Here is a 20,963-nt window from a genome sequence, read left to right on the forward strand (position 1 = left end):
CCTACGGTATCAAATCGATTCGGCCGGCGCGGCCAGGGGAAACACGATGCGCACGCGCAGGCCGCCCAGCGCCGAGGGCAGCGCCTGGATGCTGCCGCGGTGCGATTCGACGATGCGCTGGCAAATGGCCAGGCCCAGGCCGGCGCCGCCGCTTTCGCGCGAACGCGAGGCGTCGACGCGGAACAGCCGATCGAACAGCCGTGGCAGGAGCGGTTCCGGCACTCCCGGCGCGGAGTCCTCGCATTCGACGGCCAGGACATGGCCCTCGGCCCGCACGGACACGCGCACGATGCCGTCCGGATCGGTGTAGCGCAGCGTGTTTTCCAGCAAATTGTTCATCAGCTGGGTCAGACGCTGCGCGTCGCCTTCGATCACACGCGGCCCGGCAGGGATATCCGTCTCGAGGCGCAGGCGGCGCGCGCCGAATCGCTCACGGAACGCATCCACCGCGTGCTCCGCGATGCTGCCCATGTCGAGCGGCAACATGCGGTACGAGAGCGCGCCCACGTCGGCCAGTGCAAGTTCGTACAGGTCGTCGATCAGCTTGCTGAGCATGGTGACTTCCGACTGCAATGACGTGAGGGCCGCGGGTGTAAACGGCCGCACGCCGTCCTGCAGCGCTTCCATCTCGCCGCGCAGCACCGCCAGCGGCGTGCGCAGTTCATGCGAGATATCGGCGACCATTTCGCGCCGCAGCGCCTCGTTGCGTTCCAGGGTATGCGCCAGGCGGTTGAAGTCCTGGCCCAGGCGGCCCAGCTCGTCGGCCGAGGTGACGTTGACGCGGGTCGCGTAGTCGCCGGCGGACAGGCGGTGCGTGGCGCTGGCCAGGCGCCGCACCGGCGCCAGGAAGATGCGCGCCAGCGAAATACTGACGGCCGCGGCCAGCAGGGCCGCCAGCATGCCGATGACCCAGGTGGCCTCGGACTGCTCGCGCTGGAAGCGCTGGTCGGCTTCGCTGGGCAGGCGATTGGGAAATGGCGTCACCAGCCATCCCACCGTCATGCCGTCCACGTCGATGGGCCGGCGCGGCGCGCCGGGCATCGGCGCCGAATAGCCGGCGACGACGCGGAGCTGGTTGTCGAGCAAGGTAAAGGGCAGGGCCAGGAAGTCGCGGCCCCGGGACCAGTCGTCGAAGGCGGACGGTTCCGCGGCCGGCCCCGGCGGGGCCACATTGGGATCGAACTCCGAGAGCCATTCGATCACCCCGCCATGCGTGGGAAGCCGCCGCACGCCAGGCTCCATGGGCGGGACCGTCAAGATGTGGTTCCAGAGCGATGGATTGCCGCGCAGGGCTTCCCAGTTGCCCCGTTCCCGATACAAGTCCGCCAGGGACATCCGCATCCGCTCCACCCGCCGCAGCTCACGTTCCTTTACGTACGAAAAGAAATGGCGCTCGAAGTTCCAGCGCACGGCCGTCCCCATGGCCAGGGTCACGGCCAGCGAGGTGGCCAGGATGGCCAGGAAGAGCTTGAAGGTGATGCCTAGTCTCATGGTGGCGCCGCTCGGCACGGAGGTGGCGCGCCTTGTCCGGACGATGGTGATCCGGCGGGCATCTTACCCATACCGCGCAGCCCGCGGCGGCGATTGCGCCATGGTTTCATAATCTTTACGCCTTGCGACACAGCGGGAACGTGGCCCCCTCTCCGCGGCCGCCCCCGGCTGTTGCAAAAATGTTGCTGGCGCTTCTGGGTGCCCTGGTCGGCTCGACATAGCAAGAAGATAGGGACAGAATAAGACTAATCTGACCGTGCCACAGCCTGCCTCTTCCTCCCCCATCGCGCCTATCGCCACCTCCGCCTCCGGAGCCGTGTCGCTATGCCTGATCGCCATGCTCAATCATGTGGCCTTGACCGGGGGACGGGTGACCGTCTCGCTGAGCGCCCTGCACCTGGGCCTGTCGACCCTGACAGTCGGCGTATTGATCGCGGTTTTCGCCGTACTTCCCATGATTTTCTCGGTCAAAGCCGGGAGATGGGTGGACGAGGTGGGTATCAGGCAGCCCATGTTCATCGGTACCGCGCTCATCGTGGTGGGTACCCTGGCGCCCGCCGTAGCGCCTACCCGCATTTCGCTGCTGTTGGCCTCATGTTGCATCGGTATCGGCTTCATGCTGCACCAGGTCGCGACGCAGAACGTGTTGGGCCAGACCCGTCCGCACCACCGCTTGCGCAATTTCTCGTGGATGTCGCTGGCCCTGGCGGCCTCCGGCTTTGCCGGTCCGCTGTTCGGCGGGGTGGCGATCGACCACATGGGCAGCGATTCGGCCTTCGGCCTCCTGGCGCTGGGGCCACTGGGAGCCGCCGCCGGACTGTACCGGGTGCGGCGCCACCTGGGACAGGGCCGCATACCGGGCGCCGTGCGGGACGCCGAGCGGCGGCGGGTTACGGAGCTGCTGGCCCTGCCGCCCCTGCGGCGCATTCTATTGGTCAACACTATCCTATCGGGAGCCTGGGACAGCCACCTATTCGTCGTGCCGCTGTTCGGCGTCGCCATCGGGCTGTCGGCCACTACCATCGGCATCATATTGGCCTCCTTTTCTGCAGCAACTTTCGTCATCCGGCTCGCATTGCCCTTCGTACAGCGCCGGGTACGCTCCTGGACCCTGATCCGCGTGGCCATGGGCACGGCGGCGGCCGACTTCATGATTTACCCGTTTTTCACCGACGTTGTCATCCTGATCTCGCTGTCCTTCGCGCTCGGACTGGCGCTGGGCTCCAGCCAGCCCAGCATCCTGGCCCTCTTGCACCAGCACTCCCCGCCCGGCCGCGCGGCGGAGGCGGTGGGGCTGCGCATGGCCTTGATCAACGGCTCCCAGGTGTCCTTGCCCCTCACCTTCGGCGCGCTGGGCGCCGTCATTGGCGTGGCGCCCCTGTTCTGGGCCTATGCCCTGGCGCTGGCCACCGGGGGGTGGCTGAACCGCAAGCCGCCGGGCGAGCCGGATGGGAGGGCGGAACCGTGACGCCGGCCGATAACGGCAATCCCGATGCCGTGCCCTCCGATGCCATCCCCCTCGATGCCGTCCCCCCCGATGCCGGACCCACGGGTGGCGCCGGCCTGCCATTCCGTTTGTGGACGGCGCAGGAGCGGCAGGCCTCCATGGAGACCGCCTTGCGGCATTGGCGGGAAGGCGAGGATGTGTGGGTCTTCGGTTACGGCTCGCTGATCTGGCGTCCGGAATTCGATTACGAGGGACGCCGGCTGGCCACGCTGCGGGGCTACCATCGCGCCCTGTGCCTGTGGTCGCGCGTGAATCGCGGCACCCCTGAGTCGCCGGGGCTGGTCTTCGCCCTGGACCGGGGCGGCTCGTGCCGCGGCGTGGTGTACCGCCTGCCGGGCGCCGTCGTGCCGCGTTTCTTCCCCGCCCTTTGGCAGCGCGAGATGTCCACCGGGGCCTATCTGCCGCGCTGGCTCTCCTGCCAAACCGAAGCCGGCACCGTCAAGGCGCTGGTATTCGTGATGAACCGCAGCAACCCTGCCTATATCCCTGCCCTGCCTGAAGCCGAGATACTGGCGATCGTGCGGCGCGCCAGCGGCCGCTATGGCCCCTGCATCGACTACGTACTGCATACGGCCGAGGCACTGCACGCCGCCGGCATCCACGACGCCCGGCTGGCCCGCGTGGCCGGCCTGCTGGCGGCACAGCGCCATACGCTTCCGGAAGGCTGACGCCCGGGCTTCCTCGCGCAAGGGCGGTAAACTGGTGGCTTCGCCACCCGCTGACGCAGCCGTGCTGCGCGGAACCTGCCATGACTATCGCTGATCTGCGCCAAAGCTACGAAAAAAACGTTCTACTGGAAAGCGATGCCGCGGCATCGCCCTTCGACCAGTTCGCCGCCTGGTTCGACGAAGCGCTGGCCGCCGAAGTGCCCGAACCGAACGCCATGACGCTGGCGACGGTCGATGGCCAGGGCCGGCCGTCGGCGCGCATCGTCCTCGTCAAGGGCGCCGACGAACGCGGATTCGTGTTCTATACCAACTATGAATCGCGCAAGGGACAGGAACTGGCGCACAACCCGAGGGCGTGCCTGCTGTTCTTCTGGCAACCGCTGGAACGGCAGGTGCGCATCGAGGGCCGGGTGGAAAAGACGATGCCCGAGGAATCCGACGCGTATTTCCACAGCCGTCCGCTGGGCTCGCGCCTGGGCGCCTGGGCCTCGAAGCAGAGCCAGCCGGTGACCCGCGAGGTGCTGGAAGCCTCACTGGCGGACTGTCAGCAGCGCTATGGCGACTCCCCGCCGCGGCCGGACCACTGGGGCGGCTACCGCCTGGTGCCGGACCGCTTCGAATTCTGGCAGGGACGGCCTTCGCGCCTGCATGACCGGCTGGTCTACGAGTCGCAGGGCACGCCGCCCGGCCATCCCTGGCGCATCGTCCGGCTTTCGCCCTAGGGCCTGTTGACGCTGGCCTTCTTCCGGCTCTCTACGAAGCATCCCCGCATGTCCGCATCCTCTCCCGATTTCGACGCAGGATATTTCCGCACCGCCCTGGGCCGCTTCGCCACCGGCGTCACGGTGGTCACGGCCAGCGCGCCGGACGGCGCACCGCTGGGGCTGACGGTCAGCTCCTTCAATTCGGTATCGCTGGATCCCCCCTTGATCCTGTGGAGCCTGTCCACGGCGTCGGCCTCGCGGGAAGCCTTCATGCGCTGCGAACGCTATGTCGTCAATGTGCTGGCGGCGGACCAACTGGCCCTGGCCGAGCGCTTCGCCCGCGGCAACCTGCTGGAACGGTATGCCGGGATGCGCGACGTGCGCGCGCCGGGGGGGACGCGCATGCTGGACCAGCACTGCGCCGCCTGGTTCGAGTGCTATAACCGCAGCCGCTATGAAGAAGGCGACCACATCATCATGGTCGGCCAGGTGGAGCATTGCGGCCATAGCGGCGCCCTGCCGCTGGTCTACCATGCCGGCGGCTTCGACCTGACGCCGGCGGCGGCCACCGCCGATTCAGAGAATACGGAAGCATGAGCACCGACATCGATTGCGTCGTCGTCGGCGCGGGCGTGGTCGGGCTGGCCGTCGCCCGCGCCCTGGCCATGGCGGGGCGCGAGGTGCTGGTGGCCGAAGCCACGGAGGGCATCGGCACGGGCACCAGCTCGCGCAACTCCGAGGTCATCCACGCCGGTATCTATTACCCCGCCGGCAGCCTGAAGGCGACGCTGTGCGTGCGCGGCAAGCACATGCTGTACGACTACTGCGCCGAACGGGGCATTCCGCATCGCCGCCTCGGCAAGCTGATCGTCGCCACCGACGCCGCGCAGGCGGCCCTGCTCGACGATATCGCACGGCGCGCCAGGGCCAACGGCGTCGACGACATGGAACGTATTTCAGGCGCCGAGGCCGTCCGCATGGAGCCCGCGCTGCAATGCACCGCAGCCCTGCTGTCGCCCTCGACGGGCATCGTCGACAGCCACGCCCTGATGCTGGCGCTGCAGGGCGACGCGGAAAACGCCGGGGCGCAATGTGTCTTTCACACGCCGCTGCTGTCCGGCAGCGTGCGCGCCGAAGGCGGCTTCGACCTGCGCTTCGGCGGCGACGAGGCGATGAGCCTGTCCTGCACGACCCTGGTCAACGCCGCCGGCCTGCATGCGCCCACGGTGGCGCGCCGCATCGAAGGCGTACCCGCCGGCTCCATTCCGCGCGAATACCTGTGCAAGGGCAGCTACTTCACGCTGGCCGGCCGGGCGCCGTTTTCGCGCCTGATCTACCCGGTGCCGCAACACGCCGGCCTGGGCGTGCACCTGACGCTGGACATGGGCGGGCAGGCCAAGTTCGGGCCCGATACGGAATGGATAGAAAGCGAGGACTACACGCTGGATCCGCGCCGCGCCGACGTGTTCTATGCCGCGGTACGAAGCTACTGGCCCGACCTGCCGGACGGTGCGCTGGCCCCCGGATACACCGGCATCCGGCCCAAGATTTCCGGCCCGCACGAACCTGCTGCGGACTTCATGATCGCCGGCCCGGCACGCCACGGCGTGGCTGGACTGGCAAGCCTGTTCGGCATCGAATCGCCGGGACTGACGTCCTGCCTGGCAATCGCCGAGGAAACCGTGGCCGCCCTGCGTGCCTGACCCCATCGACATCGCGCCTTCCGCGGCGCCCACCATGCAACATAACGACTACATCCTTACCCTCTCCTGCCCCGACCGCACGGGCATCGTCTACCGGGTCAGCGGCCTGCTGTTCGAGCTGGGCTGCAATATCCTGGACTCGCAGCAGTTCGGCGACGAGGAGACAGGCCGGTTCTTCCTGCGTGTGCATTTCGACCTGCCGACCACGGTGGCGCCCGAGGACCTGCGCGGAAAATTCGGCACGCTGGCCGCGTCGCATGCAATGCAATGGCAGATCCACGACGCGCGCCGCAAGGCGCGCCTGCTCATCATGGTGAGCAAGCAGGGGCACTGCCTGAACGACCTGCTGTTCCGCGTGAGCAGCGGACAGTTGCACGCCGAGGTGGCGGCGATTGTTTCCAACCATCCCGATTATGCCGGGCTGGCGGCGTCGTATGGCATCCCCTTCCACCACCTGCCGGTAACGCCCGGCACCAAGGCCGAGCAGGAACGGCAGATCCTCGCCCTGGTGGAAACGGCGCGCATCGACCTGGTGGTGCTGGCGCGCTATATGCAGATTCTTTCCGAGGATCTATGCCGCGCCCTGGAAGGGCGCGCCATCAATATCCACCACAGCTTCCTGCCCAGTTTCAAGGGCGCGCGCCCGTATCACCAGGCGCACCAGCGCGGGGTGAAGATCATCGGGGCAACCGCGCATTACGTGACGCCCGACCTCGACGAGGGCCCGATCATCGAACAGGACATCGAACGCGTCGACCACACGATGTCGGCCCAGGACCTGGGCCAGGTCGGCAGCGATGTCGAGTCCCTGGTGCTGGCCCGGGCCGTGCGCAGCCATGTGGAGCACCGGATCCTGCTGAACGGCAACCGGACGGTGGTGTTCCGCTAGGGCGCCGCGGTCGGGACCGCGGCGCCCGGCAAGCGGCGAAAGCGGCAAGCGAAGCGGACGGAGGCCGGGCGGTAACGCCAGCCGCGACGCCGCCGTCCGGCCTGCCACGGCGGGACGCCCGGACGCCGGTCCGCCCGGGCTCCGCCGCGCAGGCGGCGACTCAGTGCGACAGGATCTTCGACAGGAACTGCTGGGCCCGCGGCGAACGGGCTTCCAGGTTGCCGAAGAATTCTTCCTTGGTGCAGTCTTCGACGATATGCCCCCCCACGTCCATGAAGACGACCCGGTTGGCCACCTTGCGGGCGAAGCCCATTTCGTGGGTCACCACCATCATGGTCATGCCTTCCCGGGCGAGGTCGACCATCACGTCCAGCACCTCGTTCACCATTTCGGGATCGAGCGCGGAAGTGGGTTCGTCGAACAACATCGCGATCGGGTCCATCGACAGGGCGCGGGCGATCGCCACGCGCTGCTGCTGGCCGCCGGACAACTGGCCGGGGAACTTGTCCTTGTGGGCGCTCAGGCCAACGCGGTCCAGCAGCTTCAGCCCGCGCGCCATGGCTTCGTCCTTGCTGCGGCCCAGGACCTTGACCTGGGCCAGCGCCAGGTTCTGCGTCACCGACAGATGCGGGAAGAGCTCGAAATGCTGGAACACCATGCCCACGCGCGAGCGCAGCTTGGGCAGGTCGGTCTTGGGCGAACCCACCGACGTGCCGTCCACGGTGATGTCGCCTTTCTGGAACGGCTCCAGGCCGTTCACCGTCTTGATCAGCGTGGATTTGCCGGAACCCGACGGGCCGCACACCACCACCACTTCGCCCTTGGCGACCGACACCGTGCAATCCGTCAGCACCTGGAAGCTGCCGTACCACTTGCTGACGTTGTTGATTTCTATCATTGCCATCACGAAAACCCCTGAATTGCGCGCGCGTCAGCGCACGATCGCCATGCGCGTTTGCAAGCGCTTCACCAGGCGCGACGCGGTGAAGCAGATAACGAAGTACACCGCCGCGGCGAACAAATACATTTCCACCAGCCGGCCGTCACGCTGCGCCACCTTGGCGGCCGCGCCCATGAAGTCCGTCAAGGAGAGCACATAGACCAGCGACGTGTCCTGGAACAGCACGATGGTCTGGGTCAGCAATACCGGCATCATGTTGCGGAAGGCCTGCGGCAGAATGACATGGCGCATGATCTGGAAATAGCGCAACCCGAGCGCCTGGCCCGCCGCCACCTGTCCGCCGGGAATCGACTGGATGCCGGCGCGCATGATCTCGCAGTAGTAGGCCGCTTCGAACAGCGTGAAGGTGATCAGGGCCGATGTGAACCCGCCCACCGCCAACGGCCGGTCGGAACCCACGATCCACGCCCCGATGTACGGCACCAGGAAGTAGAACCAGAAAATCACCAGCAGCAGCGGCAGCGCCCGCAAGCCGTTGACGTATACCGTCCCGACCGTATTGAAAAGGCGGTTCTTGGACAGGCGCATCATCGCCAGGATCGTTCCCAGGACCAGCCCGCCGATTGCCGACAATATCGTCAGCTTCAGCGTGAACACCATCCCATCCCGGAACAGGTAGGGCAGCGATCGCGCGATGACATCAAAATCGAAACCATCGTTCATGTCGTTCCCCTTAATGGCCGCCGGTGCCGGTGGTGCGCGAGCCGACGAAGCCGGGAACCGACACGCGCCGCTCCAGCACGCGCGCGCCGAACTGCACGACGATATTCAGCGCGAAATACAGCAGGGTCGCGCCGGCGAATGCCTCGAAGACCTGGAAGCTGAATTCCTGCATGGAGCGGGCCGCGCCTGTCAGTTCCAGCAAGCCGATGGTAAAGGCGATGGACGTGTTCTTGATCAGGTTCAGGAACTCGGATGTCAGCGGCGGCAGGATGATGCGGTAAGCCATGGGCAGCAGCACATAGCGGTAGACCTGCGACGGTCGCAGCCCCATGGCGGTGCCCGCCATGCGCTGTCCGCGCGGCAGCGAGCCGATGCCGGCGCGTACCTGCTCGGCCACGCGCGACGACGTAAAGAAACCCAGGCAAAGCACCGCCGGCCAGAACATGGCCCAGGGCGGCGCCATCTGCTTGATCGTATCGCCCAGCGCCCGCGGCACGAGTTCGGGCACGACGAAATACCAGATGAACATCTGCACCAGCAGCGGCACGTTGCGGAAGATTTCCACGTAGGTCGTGCCGATGCGCTGGGCAATCTTGCTGTCGGTGGTGCGCATCACGCCGATCACCGAGCCCAGCGAGAAAGCCAGCGCCCAGGCCAGCAGCGCCGTCGATACCGTCCAGCCCAGGCCGTGCAGCAGCGTGTCCAGGTAGGAACCCGACCCGTCGGGCGCCATCTGGAAGAAGATGGACCAGTTCCAGTTGTAATGCATGTGTGATCCTGCATAAAAGCCGCGCCGGCGATCATGCGCCGGCGCAGGGAAAAAGCGGCACGCCGCGCCCATGGCGCGGCCGGGAGGGCCGGTGGGCCCTCACCGCTCAGGGTGTTGCCATTATTGCTTGTATGCCGCGGGATCGCCCGAATCCGTCGGGTTGGCGAGAACCTTCTTCAGTTGCTCGCTCATCGGCAGGTCGAGGTTGACGTTCTTGGGCGGGATCGGCGACAGGAACCACTTGGTGTACAGCTTCTCGACGGTCCCATCCTTGATCATGGCGACCACGGCGTCATCGACCACCTTCTTGAAGGCCGGATCGTCCTTGGGCTCGATGATGGCATAGGGCTCGACCGAGTAGGCCTCCTTGCTGATCATCCATTCCTTGGGATTGCGCGAGGTCGCCACCAAGCCGGCCAACAATACGTCGTCCATGAAGAAGGCTGCGGCGCGGCCGCTTTCGACGGTCAGGAAGGCTTCGGCGTGATCCTTGGCCGGGATGATATTCATGCCCAGCGCCGGTACCGCCGCGCCAGTGAGCAGTTTGGCATTGCCGCTATTGGCTTCCGTCACCCACTTGATATTGCTGGTGCCGGCGGTGGAGATGACCGTCTTGCCCTTCATATCCTGCAGCGATTCCAGCTTCGACGACTTCTTGGCGACGAAACGGTTGGCCGTGACGAAGGTGGTGGGCGCGAAACTGACCTGCTTCTGGCGCTCCAGGTTATTGGTGGTGGAGCCGCACTCCAGGTCCACCGTGCCGTTGGCCACCAGCGGAATCCGCGTGGACGACGTCACCGGAACCAGGTTCACCTTCAGCGGCTTGCCGACGCTCTTTTCCACGGCCTTGACGACGCCATAGCAGATGTCCATGGAATAGCCGATCGGCTTCTGGTTATCGTCCAGGTAGGAAAACGGCAGCGAGGCGTCGCGATAGCCGAGGGAGATGGTGCCGGACGATTTGATGTTGTCCAGGCGGCCGGCCTGGGCCGACATCGACGTGAGCGCCGTGGCGGTGGCGATGGCAGCGAAGAGCAGCGTTTTTTTCATGAAGTTATCCCATGGTCAGGAGAAACACCCGGACGGCGCGGGTACCGCCGTCCGAGACTAGAAAGCTATTGTTTCAGATTCAGGAGCGGAAACAATCGGTATTACCCCTTTGATCCGTTGTCCGAAAAGCCCAGGCGGGTGGCATTTTTCAACGGCGTTTAAGCGTTCCAGGCGGCCTGGGGGCGTCCGGGGGCCGTGAAGCCGGCAACGACCTCCGTCTAAGACTAAGCGGAGACTACACCCTGCAGCCATGTCTGAAAGGTCCGCAAGGCATCCGATCGACTAACGCGTTCGGGGTAGCCGAAGTAATAACCCTGCGTCACCGGCAAGACCGCCGGCGTGGGCGTCACCACCAACCCCTGCTGCAGCGGCTCCTCGGCGAGGAAGCGTGGCACCAGCCCTACCCCCAGCCCGGCCTGCGCGGCGGCGAGCACCATCGAAAACAGCTCATAGCGCGGCCCGCCCGCGGCCTGCGGACCGAACAGGAAATGATTCTCCGTGTACCACAGGCGCCAGGCGTCCGGGCGCGAGTTCAGATGCAGGTGCGGCATGCCGCCAATGGGGCTGCCCGCCTGTTCCCGGCTGGCCTGGGCCAGGGACGGGGCGCAAACCGGAATCAATTCCCGCTCGCGGAACAGCAGCACCCCCCGAGTGCCCGGCCAGACGTGGTCGGCATGGTACAGCGCGCCATCGAAAGGCTGGTCCTTGAACTGGAAAGGCAGCGTGCGCACGGACAGGCTGACCGTGATATCCGGATGCAGGCGATTGAAACCGGCCAGCCGCGGAATCAGCCAGGTGGTGGCCAGGGTGGGCACCACGGCGATATGCACGCTGCGGCCCATCCCGGTGCGGCTGACCAGGCCGAAGGTGTCTTTTTCGATCTGGTCCAGGTGATGCCGGATGCGCCCGGCGTACTCGGCGCCATGATCGGTCAAGGCGATACGGCGCCGGACACGGGTGAACAGTTGCACGCCCAGCCGCGCCTCGAGGCTGGCGACCTGGCGATAGACAGCGCTGTGGGTCAGGGACAGCTCCTCGGCGGCGCGCGAAAACGTGCCCAGGCGCGCGGTGGCCTCGAACGCCTGCAGCGCGCTCAGATTCGGAATGCCTTTTCTCATGTGTGCCCAGGATAGGGACGGCCCGCGGGACGCAATGTGCGATTTTATCAATGATCATGTGCCTGTACGGCAACTTGCCGCGGCCCTCCGTGTAGGCGGCGCGCCGTTATGCCACACTCGCACGCCAGGCAAGGACGAGGGGGAAGCATGCTGACGTTCAAACAACTGGAAGCCGTACGCTGGGTCGCCGAACTGGGCACCTTCGCCGCCGCCGCCGAAAGGCTTTATACGAGCGAATCGGCGATCTCCAAGCGCATAGGGGAACTCGAAAAACTGTTCGGGGTGGCGCTGTTCGACCGCAGCCGCCGGACGGCGCGGCTGACCCGCCCGGGACGCGACCTGCTGGCCCATGCCGTCGATATCCTGCAAGCCCGCGACCGGCTGGTCACGGGCATGGGCAAGGCCGATACGCTGGTGCGGCGCTATCGCGTCGGGGTGACCGAACTGGTATCCCTGACGTGGCTGCCGGAATTGCTGAAGACATTCCAGACACGTTATCCCGGCATCGAGTTCGAGCCCGAAATCGACCTCAGTCCCGTGCTCTGTGAAAAGCTCAATGACGGCATTCTCGACCTGGTGATCGTCCCGCCGGTATTTCACGACCCGCGCGCCGTATCCGTGCCCCTGAAGAAGCTGGCGCTGTCCTGGATGTGCCGGCCGGATATGCTCGACGGCGCGGATCTGCTGCCGCTGCGCGATATCGCGCGTTATCCGATCATCGCGCAGTCCGGGCGCTCCGGCGTCGACGCGGTCTACGAGCAGTGGTTCCGCGCGCACGATGTGCCAATACGGAAGGTGTACTCCGGCAACAGCCTGATTTCGCTCGCCGCGCTGACCATGTCCGGCCTGGGCGTCAGCTACCTGCCGTCGCTGTATTTCGCGGATCTGGTGGAGCAAGGCCGCCTGCGCGTCTTCCATACCAGCGAGCCTATCCCCGAAATCCCCTACTACGCGGTCTATCGCGGCGACGACAGCATCGCGCCCTTCAGCGCCGCCGTGGCCGCCCTGTGCGCGCAGCTTTGCGATTTCTCCAAGCCGGTCGCCGGCCCGACGGTGTATCGGTCCGCCGAATAGAGGGTCGCTGGAACGGCTGCCCAAGCGCCCATGCGGGTCCATGGAGGAATCCTGTCGTTCCGGCCGAGCGTCGCCTGGGCCGGACAAGCCATACATGAAAAAAATTCCGCCTTCAGACGGATATTAAATCGCTTTTCCTTTCGCCCAGCGGCGGCCATACTCCTGCGCATTCAGCTGGATGACAACTAGGGCCGTCGCCGACGGCAGAAGGGGCACACGATGGCGGGCCGTACCATCGCGGAGAAGATCCTGGGCCGCGCAGCGGGCAAGCCGGTGCGGGCGGGAGAATTGGCGATTTGCGAGCCGGACATCGCCATGGGCACGGACGGCTCGATTCCGATGGCCCTGGACTACCTGCACAGCATGCGTCCCGGCGCGGCGCCCCGCCATCCGGAACGCCTGGTGTTCGCGCTGGACCATTACGGTCCGGTGTCCGGAGACAAGGCCCTGGCATTGCAGGCGCGCGCCCGGGCCTACGGGCGCCGGCACGGCATCCTCATCCATGAAGCCGGCACGGGCATTGGCCACCAGCTGATACTGGAAACCGGCCTGGCCCGTCCCGGCCTGCTGATGGTGGGCGCCGATTCGCACAGCACCTCGTACGGGGCAGTGAACGCCTTCGCCACCGGCATCGGCTCGTCCGACCTGGCGGGGGTGATGCTGTGCGGGCAGATCTGGCTGAAGGTGCCCGACACCATCCGTGTCGCGCTGCACGGCGCCTTGCGCGAAGGCGTTTCGGCCAAGGACGTCGCGCTCAGGCTGGCACGCGATCTCGGGGCCGATGGCGCGGCCTACCAGGTCCTGGAATTCACCGGCCCGGGCGTCGCGGCGCTCGATATGGACGACCGCATCGTGCTGTCGAATATGTCCGTGGAGGTCGGCGCGAAAGCCGGCATCTTTCCCTGCGACGCCGTCACGGCGCGATGGCTGCACGCGTGCGGTGCGGCGCCGCCGCAGCCAGTCCAGCGCGATGACGACGCGCAGTATGTCCGCACCCTGACCCTGTTGCTGGACGAGGTCGTCCCCCAGGTCGCGCTACCGCATCGGGTGGACAACGTCATGGATGCCGCCAGGGTGCCGTCCACGCGCGTCGACATGGTCTACCTGGGCACCTGCACCGGCGGCCGCGCGCGCGATTATGCCGAGGCGCTGGCTGAAATCCGCAGCGGTGGCGGGATCGCCGCCGGGGTACGGGTTATCGTCACGCCCGCCTCGCTGGCCGTGCAGCAGGAACTGGAGCGCGACGGCACGCTGGACGCCTTCAAGGCGCTGGGCGCCGAACTGCAGCCGCCCGGTTGCGGCTCCTGCTGCGGCACCTGCGGCACCGTGCCGGCCGCCGGCCAGAACGTGGTCTCCACCGCCAACCGCAACTTCAAGGGAAGAATGGGCAACGCGCAGGCCGCCATCTACCTGGCCTCGCCGCGCCTCTGCGGCCGGGCCGCGGCGACCGGCAGCATCGGCTCACCGGAGGACGCGCGATGAAGCTCCTGCCGCTGGAAGGCCGCGCCCGCGTCGTGGGCGACGACATCAGCACCGACACCATCATCTCGTCGCACCGCAAGAAAGACAGCATCGATCCGGCGCACCTGCGGAATTACCTCCTGGAAGACCTGGACGCAGGCTTCGCCGCATCGGTGCGGCCGGGCGACATCCTGGTCGCGGGCTGCAATTTCGGCTGCGGTTCGGCGATGGAAGTGGCGGTGACGGTGGTGCTGGGCGCCGGCATCAAGGCCGTCGTCGCGCGCAGTTTCGCGCGCACCTATCTGCGCAATGCCATGAACAACGGCCTGCTGGCGATCGAAGCGGATACGCGCGGCGTCGGCGAAGGCGACGGCCTTCGCCTGGCGGCCGACGGCCAGCGCGGCCTTGAACTGGAGGTCAATGGGCACACGCGGATTCCCTGCGCGCCCATGCCCGAATTCATGCTGCAGATGCTGGAGGCCGGCGGCCTGGTCCCGTACCTGCGCGCGCATGGCCGCTTCGCCGGCTGACGCGCCCACGCTTTTCCATTGCTCCTTCGAGGACGTTTTCATGCTGCAGATCGCCTCACGGCTCAACCGCATCAAACCATCGCCCAGCTCCATGGCGGGCCAACGCGCTCGCGAACTTCGCGCGACGGGCCGCGACATCGTCGGCCTGACATCCGGCGAGCCGGACTTCGATACGCCCGACCATGTCAAGGACGCCGTGCAGGTCGCCCTGGCCGCGGGGCAGACCAAGTACACCGACGTGGCGGGCACGCCGGAACTGCGCGCCGCCGTGGCGGACAAGTTCCGCCGCGACAATGGCCTGGACTACCAGCCGGGCGAGGTTATCGTCGGCACGGGCGGCAAGCAGGTCATCTTCAATGCCTTCATGTGCACCATCGAGCCTGGAGACGAAGTCATCGTCCCCACGCCCTATTGGGTTTCCTATCCGGACATCGTGCTGCTGGCCGACGGCAAACCGGTATTCGTGCCCTGCCCGCCGGAGAAGGGATTCAAGCTGCAGCCGGCGGACCTCGAACGTGCCATTACGCCCCGCACCCGCTGGCTGGTGATGAATGCGCCCAACAATCCCAGCGGGGCGGCCTATACGCGCGAGGAAATGAAGGCGTTGACCGATGTCCTGCTGCGTCATCCCCACGTATGGGTCATGACCGACGACATCTACGAACACATCCTGTACGACGGCCGCAGCTTCGTGACGCCGGCGCAGGTGGAGCCCGAGCTGAAAGCGCGCACGCTGACCATCAACGGCGTGTCGAAGTCGTACGCCATGACCGGCTGGCGCATCGGCTACGGCGCGGGACCGTCCGAATTGATCAAGCCCATGGTCAAGCTGCAGTCGCAGAGCACGTCCAATCCGTCCAGCGTGGCGCAGGCCGGCGCCTTGGCGGCCCTGACCGGACCGCAGGACTTCATCCGCACTCGCACGGCGGAATTCCAGTCCCGGCGCGACGCCATCGTGGCACGACTCAATGCCATACCCGGAATATCGTGCCATCTGCCGGAGGGCGCCTTTTACGTATTTCCGTCCTGCCAGGAGCTGCTGGGCATGCGCACCCCGCAAGGCAGGCGGCTGGAAAGCAGCGACGACTTTGTGTTGTACCTGCTGGACGCGCAGGGCCTGGCGGTGCTGCAGGGCACGGCCTACGGCGTAGCGCCGTACTTCCGCATTTCCTTCGCCACTTCGATGGCAAGGCTGGAAGAAGGCTGCGCGCGCCTGGCGCACGCCTGCGCCCAGCTCGAGCGCTGACGTCCGGGTGACGGGCACGTGAAGAACCGCGGCCACGCGGCCAGAAGTCCAACTTGAACGACGAAGGGGAAGAACATGAATTACCGCAAGCTGCTGGGGCTGTCCCTGGTGACCATGGCGCTGGGCGCCGCCGCGCCCGCGTGCGCGCAGACGGCGTTTCCGCAAGGGCCGATGACCTTGGTCATCCCGTTCTCGCCGGGCGGGTCGACCGACGTGATCGGCCGTCTCCTGGCCGAGAAGATGGGCGCGGCCCTGGGCCAGAGCGTGATCGTGGAGAACCGCCCGGGCGCCGGCGGCAATATCGGCGCATCGCTGGTCGCGCGGGCCAAGCCCGACGGCCATACCTTGCTGCTGGGGACGACCGGCGTGCTGGCGGTCAACGAGTTCATCTACGCCAATCCCGGCTATTCGGTCGAACGCGACCTGACGCCCGTCGCCTACACCGCCTCGATAAGCAACGTGCTGATCGTCAACAAGGACCTGCCGGTCACCAACGTGGCCGAGCTCATCAAGCTGGCCAAGGCCAAGCCGGGCCAGTTGTCCTTCGCATCCTCGGGGGCCGGCAGCTCCACCCACCTGTCGGGCGAGCTCTTCAAGCGCATGGCCGACGTGGACATCATGCACGTCCCCTACAAGGGCAGCGGCCAGGCGCTGGTGGACCTGGTGGGCGGCCAGATCAGCATGATCTTCGACAACGCGCCCTCGGCGGTCCCCATGGCGCAATCGGGCAAGGTCAAGGCGCTTGCAGTCACCAGCATGAAACCCCTGCCCGCGCTGCCGGAAGCGCCGACGCTGGACCAGGCGGGACTGAAGGGCTACGAGTCCCTGTCGTGGACCGGCATCGTCGCGCCCAAGGGTACGCCGCCGGACGTCATCGCCAAGCTCAACGCCACGCTGAACACCATCCTGGCCGACAAGGGGGTGCAGCAGCGCATGGCTGAACTCGGCGCCCAGACCACGGGTGGAACCCCGCAGGACTTCACCGCCCATATGCAGGCCGAACGCGCCAAATGGGGCAAGCTGGTCAAGGAAGCCGGCATCAAGGCGAACTAGCCCCGCAGCCAGGGAAGACCGCCGGGCCGACGCAAGGGCATTGCGTCAGCGCCCCGGCTGGCAAGCAAGGCGCCCACCGGGCGCCTTTTTGCTGCACCACAGCAAAAGCGACGTGCCGCCCGCGCACTAGATTGTGCGGTTTTATCAATTGCGTTGTGCGGGTTTGGAACACTATTCTCACGATTACCTTTGTCCGCGTTCATCGAATTCCATCCCATGCCGACTCCGCAGCCATCCCGCCTGGGCGGGCATATTCTTGTCGATCAACTCATTGCCCAGGGCGTGAAGCACGTGTTCTGCGTGCCTGGCGAAAGCTACCTGGCCGTCCTGGACGGCCTGCATGACGCCCGTATCGAGGTCACGGTCTGTCGCCAGGAAGGCGGCGCCGCCATGATGGCCGATGCCCATGGGAAGCTCACCGGCGAGCCGGGCATCTGCATGGTCACCCGCGGGCCGGGGGCGTCGAACGCCCTGGCGGGCGTGCACATCGCGATGCAGGATTCCACCCCCCTGATCCTTTTCGTAGGCCAGATCGAACGCGGCATGCGCGAGCGCGAAGCCTTCCAGGAGATGGATTACCGCGCCGTGTTCGGCACCCAGGCGAAATGGGTGACCGAAATCGACCAGGTCGAACGCATTCCCGAACTGGTATCGCGCGCCTTCCACGTCGCGACCTCGGGCCGGCCCGGGCCCGTGGTCATCGCGCTGCCCGAGGACATGCTGGTCGAAACGGCCGAAGTCGCCGACGCGCCGCATTACGAAGTCATCGATAGCGCGCCCACGCCGGCGCAACTGGCCGAACTCGAAACGCTGCTGAAGTCGGCCCGCGCGCCCATCGCCATCCTGGGCGGCGCGCGCTGGGACGCCGACGCCGTGCAGGGTTTCGCCGATTTCGCCACCCGCTTCCAATTGCCGGTCGCGGTGTCGTTCAGGCGGCAGATGCTGTTCCCGGCCGACCATCCCTGCTACGCCGGCGACGTCGGCATCGGCCTGAACCCGGCCCTGCTCAAGCGCGTGCAGGATGCGGACGTGGTGCTGCTGGTGGGCGGCCGCATGTCGGAAATGCCCAGCCAGTCCTATACGCTCTTCGACATCCCCGTGCCCAGGCAGAAGCTGGTGCATGTGCATCCGGACAGCGGCGAATTGAACCGCGTGTATCGTGCGACGCTGGCGATCAATGCCTCCCCCATCGCCTTCACCCAGGCGCTGGCGGACCTACGCCCCACGAGCGGCGCGGCGGGGTGGCCGCAGGATACGGAAGCGGCGCATGCCTCGTATCTGTCGTGGAGCGACCCTGCCGCGGTCAGAACCCCGGGCGCCCTGCAGATGGGCGCTGTGATGCAGACGCTGCGCGAAACCCTGCCCGCCGACGCCATCATGACCAACGGCGCGGGCAATTACGCCACCTGGCTGCATCGCTTCCACCGCTTCCAGCGCTACGGCACGCAGTTGGCGCCCACGTCCGGCTCCATGGGTTATGGCCTGCCGGCTGCGGTGGGCGCCAAGCGGGTGTATCCCGACCGCACGGTGGTCTGCCTGGCCGGCGACGGCTGCTTCCTGATGCATGGCCAGGAGTTCGCGACGGCGGTGCAGTACGACCTGCCCATTCTGGTGCTGGTCATCGACAACCGCATGTACGGCACCATCCGCATGCACCAGGAACGGCACTATCCGGGCCGGGTTTCGGCGACGGAACTGCGCAATCCCGATTTCGCCGCCTATGCGCGCGCCTTCGGCGGCCACGGCGAACGCGTCGAATCCACGGAGGAATTCGCGCCGGCATTGCAGCGCGCGCTGTCCAGCGGCAAGCCTGCCATCGTGCATTGCCTGATCGACCCCGAGGTCATCACGCCGACCACCACCCTCGAGAAGATCCGCGACGCGGCATTGAAGGCCAGGCACTGATACGCGGCACGCACGGTCCACGATTTGAAAACCAGCAAGACCAGGAGTTTTTCGATGTCATCCAATCCTTCTTTCCATTGGCAGGATCCGCTGTTGCTCGACGCGCAGCTCAACGAGGACGAACGCATGGTGCGCGAGGCGGCTGCCGCGTACGCGCAGGACAAGCTGGCGCCGCGCGTGCTGGAAGCGTTTCGCCATGAAAAAACCGATCCGGCCATCTTCCGCGAAATGGGCGAGCTGGGGCTGCTGGGCCCGACCATCCCGACCGAATACGGCGGCGCCGGCCTGAACTATGTCTGCTATGGCCTGATCGCGCGCGAAGTGGAACGCATCGACTCCGGCTATCGCTCGATGATGAGCGTGCAGTCGTCCCTGGTCATGGTGCCGATCAATGAATTCGGCAGCGAAGAACAGAAAAGCAAATACCTGCCCAAGCTCGCCAGCGGGGAATGGATAGGCTGCTTCGGATTGACCGAACCGAATCACGGCTCGGACCCCGGCAGCATGGAAACGCGTGCGGTATTGAGCGGATCCACCTACAGGCTGACCGGCAGCAAGATGTGGATCACCAATTCGCCGATCGCCGATGTATTCGTGGTCTGGGCCAAGTGCGTCGGCGGCGATCACGACGGCAAGATCCGTGGCTTCATCCTGGAAAAGGGCATGAAGGGCCTGTCCGCGCCGGCCATCCACGGCAAGGTCGGCTTGCGCGCGTCCATTACCGGCGAAGTGGTCATGGACGAAGTCGAGGTATCCGAGGCGCAAATGCTGCCGCACGTCAGCGGACTGAAGGGACCCTTCACCTGCCTGAATTCCGCGCGCTATGGCATTGCCTGGGGCGCGCTGGGCGCGGCCGAGTTCTGCTGGCATACCGCGCGCCAGTACACCATGGACCGCAAGCAGTTCGGCCGCCCGTTGGCGGCCAACCAGCTCATACAGAAAAAGCTCGCGGACATGCAGACGGAAATCACGCTGGGCCTGCAAGGCTGCCTGCGGCTGGGACGCATGAAGGACGAAGGAACGGCGGCCGTGGAAATCACCTCGCTGATGAAGCGCAATTCCTGCGGCAAGGCCCTGGACGTGGCCCGCATGGCGCGCGACATGATGGGCGGCAACGGCATTTCCGACGAGTTCGGCGTGGCGCGCCACCTGGTCAACCTGGAAGTCGTCAACACCTATGAAGGCACGCACGACGTGCATGCCTTGATCCTGGGCCGCGCGCAGACCGGCATCCAGGCGTTCTGCTGAACCGGGCTGCCAGGCTCACGCCGTTCCCGCGGGCCGGACCCGCGCGAACGGCGAACGCGGCGAATGGCAAGCAGCAACCAACGGGGTGCCGCGCCCCGCTCAACACTCCGATACCAAACATTACGCCCTGCCCCCGTGCCGAGCCCGGGGACCATGGCGATACTGTCCGCGCACGGATTTTCGACGCACGAGGCGCTCGAGGGGGAGTGGCCGCATGGACGATTGGGAGCGAGAGCGGGTAGAGCTATTGCTGGTGGCGGGCAACCAGCAGCGCTTTTTCAACCTCCTGCGCGACATCGCGGGACGGCTGGGCTTCGACTACTACGCCTTCGGCATGCGGTTGCCCTTGCCGGTCAGCAACCCCAGGCTGATCCTTCACGATAATTGCCCGGCGGGATGGCAATGGGCCACGATGACCACCGCCCTGGCGTTTGCAAGAACAGGCAGCGGCCCGATCGACGATGCGACGAACCCGCTGGTCTGGTCTACCGAACTTCCCATGTATCCCCCGCCGTTCTGGCAAGACGCCACAATGCATGGCCTGAAGGCGGGCTGGGGCCAGACATGCCACGGCCCCAGGGGCGTCAGCAGCGCACTCAACCTGGCGAGCACCCAGTCCCGGATGCCCAGGGACCTGGACCAACTGTCGCCGCGCCTGACCTGGCTGGCCCACACGGCGCACCGTGGCCTTGCCCAGTTGCTGATACCGAAATACATGCCTGAAACCCGCGCCAGTCTTTCGGGCCAGGAAGTCCAGATACTGCGGCTGACCGCCGACGGCAAGACCAGCGGCGCCATCGGCCGCATCATGCACATCTCCGAACGGACCGTGAATTTCCATATGGAGAAAATCCTCCAGAAGCTGACGGCGGCCAACAAGACCGCCGCCGCGCTGAAGGCCGCGATGCTCGGCTTGCTGTAGG

20 protein-coding genes are annotated in these 20,963 nt (G+C 66.3%); 14 read left to right on the plus strand and 6 right to left on the minus strand.

Annotated elements, in window-relative coordinates; translation table 11 throughout:
• Nucleotides 1-9 precede the first annotated feature (9 nt).
• Nucleotides 10-1,491, minus strand: a complete 1,482-nt coding sequence (locus BAU07_RS21105; protein ID WP_066662070.1) for an ATP-binding protein — start codon at nt 1,489-1,491, stop codon at nt 10-12.
• A 250-nt stretch (nt 1,492-1,741) separates the two neighbouring features.
• On the opposite strand from BAU07_RS21105, the gene BAU07_RS21110 reads away from it, so the two are divergent.
• The 6 genes from BAU07_RS21110 (at nt 1,742) to purU (ending at nt 6,962) form a co-directional block, all read left to right on the plus strand.
• Nucleotides 1,742-2,959 carry an MFS transporter gene (locus BAU07_RS21110; protein ID WP_415830326.1) on the plus strand — a complete coding sequence of 406 codons (1,218 nt, stop codon included), beginning with the start codon at nt 1,742-1,744 and terminating at the stop codon, nt 2,957-2,959.
• 137 nt (nt 2,960-3,096) lie between these two features.
• On the plus strand, nt 3,097-3,666 hold the full coding sequence (locus BAU07_RS21115) for a gamma-glutamylcyclotransferase (RefSeq protein ID WP_084026097.1): 570 nt from the start codon (nt 3,097-3,099) through the stop codon (nt 3,664-3,666).
• An 80-nt stretch (nt 3,667-3,746) separates the two neighbouring features.
• On the plus strand, nt 3,747-4,388 hold the full coding sequence (gene pdxH, locus BAU07_RS21120; RefSeq protein WP_066662079.1) for a pyridoxamine 5'-phosphate oxidase: 642 nt from the start codon (nt 3,747-3,749) through the stop codon (nt 4,386-4,388).
• Between the two features lie 48 nt (nt 4,389-4,436).
• The gene (locus BAU07_RS21125; protein ID WP_066662080.1) at nt 4,437-4,967 is read left to right on the plus strand and encodes a flavin reductase family protein; all 531 of its coding nucleotides are present in this window, start codon (nt 4,437-4,439) and stop codon (nt 4,965-4,967) included.
• Nucleotides 4,964-6,073, plus strand: a complete 1,110-nt coding sequence (locus BAU07_RS21130; protein ID WP_066662082.1) for an NAD(P)/FAD-dependent oxidoreductase — start codon at nt 4,964-4,966, stop codon at nt 6,071-6,073. Before BAU07_RS21125 ends, BAU07_RS21130 begins: the two co-directional genes overlap by 4 nt.
• 34 nt (nt 6,074-6,107) lie before the next feature.
• Nucleotides 6,108-6,962: a formyltetrahydrofolate deformylase gene (purU, locus tag BAU07_RS21135; RefSeq protein WP_066665607.1), complete on the plus strand. Its 855-nt coding sequence runs from the start codon at nt 6,108-6,110 to the stop codon at nt 6,960-6,962.
• A gap of 160 nt (nt 6,963-7,122) precedes the next feature.
• Here purU and BAU07_RS21140 read toward each other — a convergent pair whose 3' ends face one another.
• From BAU07_RS21140 to BAU07_RS21160, 5 genes are all read right to left on the minus strand, one after another.
• The gene (locus BAU07_RS21140) at nt 7,123-7,860 is read right to left on the minus strand and encodes an amino acid ABC transporter ATP-binding protein (protein WP_066662084.1); all 738 of its coding nucleotides are present in this window, start codon (nt 7,858-7,860) and stop codon (nt 7,123-7,125) included.
• Between the two features lie 33 nt (nt 7,861-7,893).
• Nucleotides 7,894-8,586, minus strand: coding sequence for an amino acid ABC transporter permease (locus BAU07_RS21145; protein ID WP_066662087.1), 693 nt, complete (start codon nt 8,584-8,586; stop codon nt 7,894-7,896).
• A gap of 10 nt (nt 8,587-8,596) precedes the next feature.
• Nucleotides 8,597-9,355: an amino acid ABC transporter permease gene (locus tag BAU07_RS21150; RefSeq protein ID WP_066662089.1), complete on the minus strand. Its 759-nt coding sequence runs from the start codon at nt 9,353-9,355 to the stop codon at nt 8,597-8,599.
• 120 nt (nt 9,356-9,475) lie between these two features.
• Nucleotides 9,476-10,405, minus strand: coding sequence for an amino acid ABC transporter substrate-binding protein (locus BAU07_RS21155; RefSeq protein ID WP_066662091.1), 930 nt, complete (start codon nt 10,403-10,405; stop codon nt 9,476-9,478).
• A 224-nt stretch (nt 10,406-10,629) separates the two neighbouring features.
• Nucleotides 10,630-11,523, minus strand: coding sequence for a LysR substrate-binding domain-containing protein (locus BAU07_RS21160; protein ID WP_066662093.1), 894 nt, complete (start codon nt 11,521-11,523; stop codon nt 10,630-10,632).
• Nucleotides 11,524-11,670: 147 nt separating this feature from the next.
• On the opposite strand from BAU07_RS21160, the gene BAU07_RS21165 reads away from it, so the two are divergent.
• The 8 genes from BAU07_RS21165 (at nt 11,671) to BAU07_RS21200 (ending at nt 20,962) form a co-directional block, all read left to right on the plus strand.
• Entirely contained in the window at nt 11,671-12,597 is a 927-nt protein-coding gene (locus BAU07_RS21165) for a LysR family transcriptional regulator (protein WP_066662096.1), read from the plus strand.
• 219 nt (nt 12,598-12,816) lie between these two features.
• Nucleotides 12,817-14,079 carry a 3-isopropylmalate dehydratase large subunit gene (locus BAU07_RS21170; RefSeq protein ID WP_066662099.1) on the plus strand — a complete coding sequence of 421 codons (1,263 nt, stop codon included), beginning with the start codon at nt 12,817-12,819 and terminating at the stop codon, nt 14,077-14,079.
• On the plus strand, nt 14,076-14,588 hold the full coding sequence (locus BAU07_RS21175) for a LeuD/DmdB family oxidoreductase small subunit (protein WP_066662102.1): 513 nt from the start codon (nt 14,076-14,078) through the stop codon (nt 14,586-14,588). Before BAU07_RS21170 ends, BAU07_RS21175 begins: the two co-directional genes overlap by 4 nt.
• 40 nt (nt 14,589-14,628) lie before the next feature.
• Nucleotides 14,629-15,834 (plus strand): pyridoxal phosphate-dependent aminotransferase, encoded by a 1,206-nt coding sequence (locus BAU07_RS21180; RefSeq protein ID WP_066665608.1) that lies wholly within the window; start codon nt 14,629-14,631, stop codon nt 15,832-15,834.
• A 75-nt stretch (nt 15,835-15,909) separates the two neighbouring features.
• The gene (locus BAU07_RS21185) at nt 15,910-16,887 is read left to right on the plus strand and encodes a Bug family tripartite tricarboxylate transporter substrate binding protein (protein ID WP_066662104.1); all 978 of its coding nucleotides are present in this window, start codon (nt 15,910-15,912) and stop codon (nt 16,885-16,887) included.
• A gap of 216 nt (nt 16,888-17,103) precedes the next feature.
• Nucleotides 17,104-18,792, plus strand: coding sequence for a thiamine pyrophosphate-binding protein (locus BAU07_RS21190; protein ID WP_066665609.1), 1,689 nt, complete (start codon nt 17,104-17,106; stop codon nt 18,790-18,792).
• A gap of 54 nt (nt 18,793-18,846) precedes the next feature.
• Nucleotides 18,847-20,040, plus strand: coding sequence for an acyl-CoA dehydrogenase (locus BAU07_RS21195; RefSeq protein WP_066662106.1), 1,194 nt, complete (start codon nt 18,847-18,849; stop codon nt 20,038-20,040).
• A 214-nt stretch (nt 20,041-20,254) separates the two neighbouring features.
• The gene (locus tag BAU07_RS21200; protein WP_066662108.1) at nt 20,255-20,962 is read left to right on the plus strand and encodes an autoinducer binding domain-containing protein; all 708 of its coding nucleotides are present in this window, start codon (nt 20,255-20,257) and stop codon (nt 20,960-20,962) included.
• Nucleotide 20,963: the final 1 nt, after the last annotated feature.

This window comes from Bordetella flabilis, from assembly GCF_001676725.1.
GTDB classification, from domain to species: domain Bacteria; phylum Pseudomonadota; class Gammaproteobacteria; order Burkholderiales; family Burkholderiaceae_B; genus Bordetella_C; species Bordetella_C flabilis.